The organism is Franzmannia pantelleriensis, from assembly GCF_900102875.1.
Lineage (GTDB): Bacteria > Pseudomonadota > Gammaproteobacteria > Pseudomonadales > Halomonadaceae > Franzmannia > Franzmannia pantelleriensis.
In genome coordinates, this window is sequence record NZ_FNGH01000001.1 from 74,171 (window position 1) to 81,003 (window position 6,833).

6 protein-coding genes are annotated in these 6,833 nt (G+C 62.6%); 1 reads left to right on the forward strand and 5 read right to left on the reverse strand.

Annotated elements, in window-relative coordinates:
* Positions 1-67: 67 nt before the first annotated feature.
* Genes BLT16_RS00195 through BLT16_RS00215 form a run of 5 tightly spaced genes read right to left on the reverse strand, consistent with a single transcriptional unit; the run spans position 68 to position 5,568 of the window.
* A complete protein-coding gene (locus BLT16_RS00195) occupies positions 68-1,318 on the reverse strand; it encodes a Zn-dependent hydrolase (protein ID WP_089656425.1) in 1,251 nt (416 codons plus the stop codon).
* 1 nt (position 1,319) lies between these two features.
* On the reverse strand, positions 1,320-2,507 hold the full coding sequence (gene argE, locus BLT16_RS00200; protein ID WP_089656426.1) for an acetylornithine deacetylase: 1,188 nt from the start codon (positions 2,505-2,507) through the stop codon (positions 1,320-1,322).
* Positions 2,508-2,539: 32 nt separating this feature from the next.
* Complete coding sequence (locus tag BLT16_RS00205) at positions 2,540-4,012, reverse strand: tripartite tricarboxylate transporter permease (protein WP_089656427.1); 1,473 nt, start codon at positions 4,010-4,012, stop codon at positions 2,540-2,542.
* Between the two features lie 27 nt (positions 4,013-4,039).
* Complete coding sequence (locus tag BLT16_RS00210; RefSeq protein ID WP_176817117.1) at positions 4,040-4,543, reverse strand: tripartite tricarboxylate transporter TctB family protein; 504 nt, start codon at positions 4,541-4,543, stop codon at positions 4,040-4,042.
* A gap of 59 nt (positions 4,544-4,602) precedes the next feature.
* Positions 4,603-5,568, reverse strand: coding sequence for a Bug family tripartite tricarboxylate transporter substrate binding protein (locus BLT16_RS00215; protein ID WP_089656428.1), 966 nt, complete (start codon positions 5,566-5,568; stop codon positions 4,603-4,605).
* A 157-nt stretch (positions 5,569-5,725) separates the two neighbouring features.
* On the opposite strand from BLT16_RS00215, the gene BLT16_RS00220 reads away from it, so the two are divergent.
* Positions 5,726-6,649, forward strand: coding sequence for a LysR family transcriptional regulator (locus BLT16_RS00220; RefSeq protein ID WP_089656429.1), 924 nt, complete (start codon positions 5,726-5,728; stop codon positions 6,647-6,649).
* The last annotated feature ends 184 nt before the right edge of the window (positions 6,650-6,833 follow it).

Consider the following 6,833-nt stretch of genomic DNA (forward strand, 5'->3'; position numbering starts at 1 on the left):
GGAGCGGTTTCAACCGCGATTGCAGCGCGCAGCGCTGCTGGCTGGTCCATTACCGCGTCGCGTCTTCTCAGAGACTATCCAGCCGTCGCAGTGTCTCAGTCAGGACCCGACAGCCATCGGCGGCTTGCTGGGGGGTAATACTCTCCTCCGGGCAGTGGCTGCGGCCGTCCAGGCAGGGGACAAAGAGCATGCCGGTGGGGGCGAGGGAGGCCATGTAGACTGCGTCGTGCCCGGCGCCGCTGGGCATGGCCATATGCTCGAGGCCCAGCGAGTCTGCAGCGGCGGTTATCTGAGCTTGCACGTCGTTCGCACACTGAGTCGGCAAGCCTTCGCTAAGCGGGGTGGCCTCGATGCTCACCCCGGTTTCGGCGGATTGGCGCTGAGCCGATTCCAGCAGCGGCGGGAAGAAACCCTCGAGCAGGGCAGCATCATTGCTGCGCACCTCGAGTACCATCTCGACACGCTCGGGAATGGCATTGCTGGCATTGGGCGAAACGGTCAGGCGTCCCACGGTGGCCACCAGGTAGGCGTTGCCCTCGGCCTGGCGCCGCGCAGCCTGCTGTATCGTCTTGATCAACCCGCTGGCCTCGGCCAGGGCATCACGGCGCAGGTCCATCGGCGTGGTGCCGGCGTGGTCTGCCTGGCCGCTCACCACGATGTCGTAGCGATGGATGCCGACGATATCGCTGACCACACCGATCGGTACCCGCTGCGATTCCAGCACGCGTCCCTGCTCGATATGTAGCTCGATAAACGCGGCAAGCGCACCGGGTTTGCGTAGCGGTTCGCTCAGCGCCTCTGGCACGCCACCCATGCGGCGAATCGCATCGAACAGCCGCTCGCCGCCGGGCTCCTGGAAGTCGAGCATTGCAGGGCTGAGCTTGCCGACCATGCCACGGCTGCCAATGCACGAGACGCCGTACTCACTGGGTTCCTCGGACAGGAAGTCGATCACCTCCAGGCTGTGACGCAGTCGTATGCCCGCTTCCTGCAGGCTGCGTACCGCCTCGAGCCCGGCCAACACGCCGAGAATCCCGTCATAGCGGCCACCACTGGGGACCGTATCGATATGGCTACCGGTGGCCAGCGGGGCCAGAGACGGCTCACTGCCGGGCAGGGTGCCGATCAGGTTGCCGGCCTCGTCGAGGCGCGTGGACATGCCGGCCTCGTGCAGCTTGTGGCGCAGCCAGGTACGGCCCTCTAGATAGCGTTCGGTGAAGGCGCGGCGCGTCCATGGCGCCGCTGGATCGGTGATCTGCGCCAGTTCCTCGAGCTGCTCCCAGAGGCGCTCGGCGTCGATGGTCATGGTGTCTTGCATATCAGCGCCTCATCCAGGTATCGAGCTCATCGAAGAACGCCAGGCACTGGCCTAACTGATCCATCTCGATGAACTCATCGGGCTTGTGCGCCTGTCGGATAGAGCCGGGTCCGATGATGATCGAAGGAATGCCGCCGTCGATCTCGAATACCCCGCCCTCGGAGCCGTAGGAAACCTTGCCACCGCGTGCCGGCAGGATCGGCTCGAGCTGTTTGAACATCTCGCAGCCGGTGGCGTCGCCCATGGCCGGGTAAGAGAATACCTCCTGCCACTCGATGCTGGCGTTAGGGGCGAGGGCCTGCATCTCGGGCAGCAGGGCGGCTTCGACATCGGCGATCAGGGCCTGCATATCCGCTTGTGAGGCGTCCTGATCGATACTGCGTAACTCGAAGATGAAACGGCAGGCATCGGGTGTCACGTTGGTGGCCACCCCGCCCTCGATGATAGTGGCAAGCGTCGTGGCATGGGGAACGCTGAAGTCGGTATCGAACGGGCCTTCGTGCTGATATCGTCGCGATCGCTCACCGATCATGGCGATGATACGCGACGCATACTCCACCGCGTTGACGTGCTGTGGCGAAAAAGACGAGTGTCCGCCGTCGCCGTGCACCGTTACCTCCATGGCGATCTTGCCTTTCTGGCCGTTGATCAGCTGCATTTCACTGGGCTCGCCAATGATCGCCAGCGCCGGGGGGACGTCCAGTGCCGCCAAGTGCTTGGCAATCGCAGGGGCGCCCAGGCAGCCTACTTCTTCGTCGTGTGAGAAGCAGAAGTAGAACGGGCGGCTCAGATTGCCCTCGGCAAAGGCCGGGGCCGCCGCCATCACGCAGGCTGCGAAGCCCTTCATGTCACAGGTGCCGCGACCAAACAGCCGGCTGCCGCGCTGCTGCATATGAAACGGGTCGCTGGTCCAGCTCTTGGGGTTGGCCGGCACCACATCGGTATGCCCCGAGAGCACGATACCCGGGACGTCGGCCGGACCAAGCCGTGCGATCAGGTTGGCCTTCTCACCGCTGGCATCCGGCAGCACCGTGACATCAGCACCCAGCGCGGCGAAGAAGCGGCGCAGATGCTCGATGATTGCCAGGTTGGAGTACGCGCTAGTGGTATCGAAGGCAATCAAGTCGGCGAGGTGCGATACAGCGGCATCGAGTCGCGGATGATGCTGGGTCTGGGCGCTGGCATGCATGGTGACAAATCCTTGGCAAAGAGTGAAAAAGATCAGGCCTTGGCTTTCTTGAGCTGCTGGCGAATCGTGATCACCACCACGAACACAGCCAGCGAGGCGAAGAGCCAGGTGATGGGCGATGACACCAGAATGCTCGGGTCACCGCGGGAGATGGCAAGGGCGCGGCGCAGGTTCTCCTCCAGCATTGGCCCGAGAATGAACGCGATGAGGAAAGGTGCGGCCGGAATCGCGAGCAGGAACATGAAGAACCCGAATACGCCCATCGCCAGCAGCACGATCACGTCGTACATGCTGTTGGAGATCGAGAAGATGCCAAACAGGCACAGCACCAATACGATGGGGGCCATCAGCCCTGGGGGGATGCGAGAGATATGCGAGAAGAAGCGCATGGTTGCCTTGCCCGCACCGAACAGCAGCACCGAGGAGAACAACATGCCGATGAATAGCATGTAGACCTCGTTGAGGTTGGTCTCGAATAGCATCGGGCCAGGGGTCATGCCATGGATCATGAAGGCGCCCAACATTACCCCGGTGATCACGTCGCCGGGTACCCCCAGTGCCAGCAGCGGTATCATGGTCGAACCGCAGCAGCCGTTGTTGGCCGACTCCGATGCTGCAATGCCCTCGACCTCACCCTTGCCGAAGTTGTCGCGCTGCTTGGAGGTGCGCTGGGCCTCGCCGTAGGACGAGAACGCCGCCGCGGAGGGGCCGATGCCGGGGATGGCGCCCATTACCACGCCAATCATGCTGCCCTTGAGCATCGACTTGATCGAACGGCGCAGCTCGGCCCGGGTGACCTTGTTGTCGCCCAGCTGCATGGCCTGCTGCGTCTCGGTATTGCGAAACACCACAATCTTGAGCAGCTCGGGAATGGCGAACAGCCCGATCAGCACCGGTGCCACGGCCAGGCCACCCTGCATGTCCACGGTGAGGTCGAAGCGGAACGAGCCATACATGTCCTCGCCGACCGTCGCCAGCAGCAGCCCCAGGCAGGCCGACACCAGCCCCAGCAGCAGCGAGCGACCCGAGACCCCAGCCACGGTGGTCAAGGCGAATACCATCAGCATGAAGTACTCGGGCGGGCCGATGCGCAGCGCCAGCAACGCCAGCGGCGCGGCGATGAAGATCAGCGAGATATTGGAGATGAAGTCGCCGGTACACGAGGAATAGAGCGCCATGTTCAGCGCCTTGCCGGCCTTGCCCTGGCGCGCCAACGGGTAACCATCGAGCGTCGTACAGGCCGCCGACGCGGTGCCCGGCGTCTTGATCAGGATCGCCGAGACAGAGCCGCCGTAGGTCGATCCCTTATACAGCGCCACCAATAGCAGGATGCTGGGAATCGGCTGCATGTAGAAGGTAAACGGCAGTGCCAGGGTCACCGCCATGGTGCCGGTCATCCCGGGAATCGCGCCGATGATCACGCCGCCCCAGATCCCTGCGGCCATGATCAGGAAATTCTCGATCGTTGCGACTGCCTGAAAGGCAATCAACAGGTCATTGAGCATGGTATCGATCCTGTAATACGCGGTGCGTTATACGCCCAGGGCCCTTAACAGGCTGCCGGTGGGAAAGCGCGTATTGAGCGCGCTGGAAAAGAACAGATAGAGGAGTAGCGGTAGCGCCACGGCAACGATCAGCGTGACTCTTTTGCGCCGCCAGTAGCCGGTGAGTACCAGCATCGCGACCAGCAGCAGAATGCTGGCCAGTAGAAAGCCGAGTAGCGAGACCGCGCCAACGAACAGCGCGAACGCCAGTACCGACCAACCGAAGCGCACCAGCAGCACGGCCAATGGCGTATTACCACGGATCGTCGCGGCATCTTCCGGATCGGCGATGGCTTGGGTTTTCTTCGACAACGACAGGGCTAACAACAGCAGGCCGAGCACCATGCCGAGGAGTGAGACCGCCCGCGGCCACATGTCGGGCGGCGGAGCGAACCCGGGAATGAAGCTGGGGCGGGGCACATAGAGGGGGATCATTACCAATAACACGATCCCGAACAGCGCCGTTACCATCACGCCGCGTGCAATACCCATATGCCCCTCCCGATGCTTGTCGTCGTTACGTCAGTCGGCTGTCGCGGATGCGTTGCCGATCACTCCAGGTAGCCGAACTCTTCGGCAAGGCCGCGATAGAACTCATACTGCTCCTGGGCATAGGTCGCCATGTCCACGCTGCCGATGGTAGAAATCGAACCACGGTCATCGGCACGGCTCAGCCAGCTATCGCTCTCGGCGACCTGCTCGAGCACATCGTCCCAGGTGGTGACCACGTCTTCCGGAAGGTCGGGCGGGCCATACAGAGCGCTCCAGCCAACCACCTGGCCGGCCAGCTCGTAGTCCAGCTCCTGAGCGGTGGGAACGTCAGGCAGGGCATCCATGCGCTCGGGGGAGTAGACCATCAGCGGGCGCATGTCGCCGCTTTCGATGTGCGGCATGAGCGAGCCAGCAGCAATCGCCAGGAAATCGACATGCCCGCCAAGCAGTGCCGTGGCCAGCGCGCCGCCGCCACGGAATGGCACCAGCGTGGCGGCTGAGAGCGGGTCCATGCCGGCATCGGAGAGCAGCGTCTGCACGGTAAAGCCATCGATAGCGGTGGCACCGGATGCCGCATAGCTCATGGCACCGGGATTGTTTTCGATGCCCTCGAGCAGCGCCTCGACGCTCTCGTAGGGCGAGTCTTCGGCCACCGCCAGAATCATTGGCGTGGCTTCCAGCGCACTCAAGAAAGTGTACTCATCCCAGTCGACGCTGCTGTTGGCGTTCACGGCCGGTGACAGCGCCATGCCCACTCGCGCCAGCAGCAGGGTGTAGCCATCGGGATCGGAGCGCGAGACATCCCGCGCACCGGTCATGCCGCCGGCGCCGGACTGATTGACCACGGTGACCGGTTCGCCGAGGAACTCTCGGGCCGACTCGGCAAGTGCGCGGCCGGCGAGGTCGGAAGCACCGCCCGGGCCGTAGGGCACGACCAGGGTAACCGACTCTGACGGGTAGCTCTGGGCGTTGGCGGCACAGGTCACCATCAAGGTGGCCGCTGCTAGGCTCAAGGCACGTTTCATGTTCGTCTCCTTCATGTTGTTGTGTCAGACGCTCACCAGTGGAGCGAGCTGTTTCAGCATAATCGGCTATGAAAACTATTGCAAAAAAAGGGCTCAGTATGCATTTTTGTGCTACCGGTGGTGCAATGCTGCATCCCAGCCAACGTCGGGAGGAAGAATGAAACTCAAGGAAATCGAGGCCTTCGATGCCTTCATGCGGCACGGCACTACCAAGGCGGCGGCCGAGGCGCTAGCGATCAGTCAGTCGATGGTCAGCCGCCTGCTCAGCGGGCTGGAGGAGGAGTTGGGGTTTGCGCTGTTCAAGCGCAGCAGAAATCAGCTGGCGCCCACTGAAGAAGCGTTTCTCTATCACGCTTCGGTGCTGCGGCTGATGGCCAGCATCCGCGACACCCAGAAAGACGCCGAAGCGATCTCCAACAACCAGCTGGGCAACGTGGTGGTGGCTGCTCAGCCGATCTTCTGCGATACATTCCTGCTCGATGTGATCCAGCGCTTCAAGGAACGCCATCCCAAGGTGGGGGTGCGGGTGGTCGACGCCGGTTTGCAGGAACTGCTCAAGATGATCGACAACAACACCTGCGATGTGGCCCTTGGCATCACGCTGGAGGCCGACACCTATGGCGCCAGCGTGACCAGTCTGGCGCGCTGCAGCGCACGCTGCATCATGCATCGTGAACATGAGCTGGCCGCTGATCCGGTGGTGCCCATTGCCTATCTGCAGAACCAGACCTTCGTGGAGCTGATGGCCGATAGCCCGCTGCGTGCGCGGGTCGACTACATCATGCAGACCATCGACATCAAACGGCATATCTCTGCCGAGCTACGGCATATGCGCGGCGTCTGTGCGTTGGTCGACCGTAACGTGGGAATCGCCGTCATCGACCCTATTGCCGAGCTGCTGCTGCAGGGCACCGCGGTCGTCTCCAGGCCGCTCGAGCCTGCTATCGAGTGGGAGATAGCGCTACTCAAGTCCAAGAGCCGACCGCTTAGTAAGGTCGCCGACGCCTTCTGTGAGGAGATCCATGGCGAGATCGACAATCTCAAGCAGATGGGCATCCTCGAGCCTTTGCATCGCGGCTAAAGCCGCTCCTACATTAACCTCGGCGCCGTTCCTTATGTAGGAGCGGTTTCAACCGCGATGCAGCGCGCAGCGCTGCTGGGGTAGAGCATCCCATCGTGACTAAAGTCACTCCTACATTAGCCTTGGCGCCGTTCCCTCTGTAGGAGCGGTTTCAACCGCGATTGCAGCGCGCAGCGCTGCTGGG

Bases quoted from the DNA above. Each gene is read 5' to 3' on its own strand.
- BLT16_RS00195 (WP_089656425.1), bottom strand. From the start codon at position 1,318: ATGCAAGACACCATGACCATCGACGCCGAGCGCCTCTGGGAGCAGCTC.
- argE (WP_089656426.1), bottom strand. From the start codon at position 2,507: ATGCATGCCAGCGCCCAGACCCAGCATCATCCGCGACTCGATGCCGCT.
- BLT16_RS00205 (WP_089656427.1), bottom strand. From the start codon at position 4,012: ATGCTCAATGACCTGTTGATTGCCTTTCAGGCAGTCGCAACGATCGAG.
- BLT16_RS00210 (WP_176817117.1), bottom strand. From the start codon at position 4,543: ATGGGTATTGCACGCGGCGTGATGGTAACGGCGCTGTTCGGGATCGTG.
- BLT16_RS00215 (WP_089656428.1), bottom strand. From the start codon at position 5,568: ATGAAACGTGCCTTGAGCCTAGCAGCGGCCACCTTGATGGTGACCTGT.
- BLT16_RS00220 (WP_089656429.1), top strand. From the start codon at position 5,726: ATGAAACTCAAGGAAATCGAGGCCTTCGATGCCTTCATGCGGCACGGC.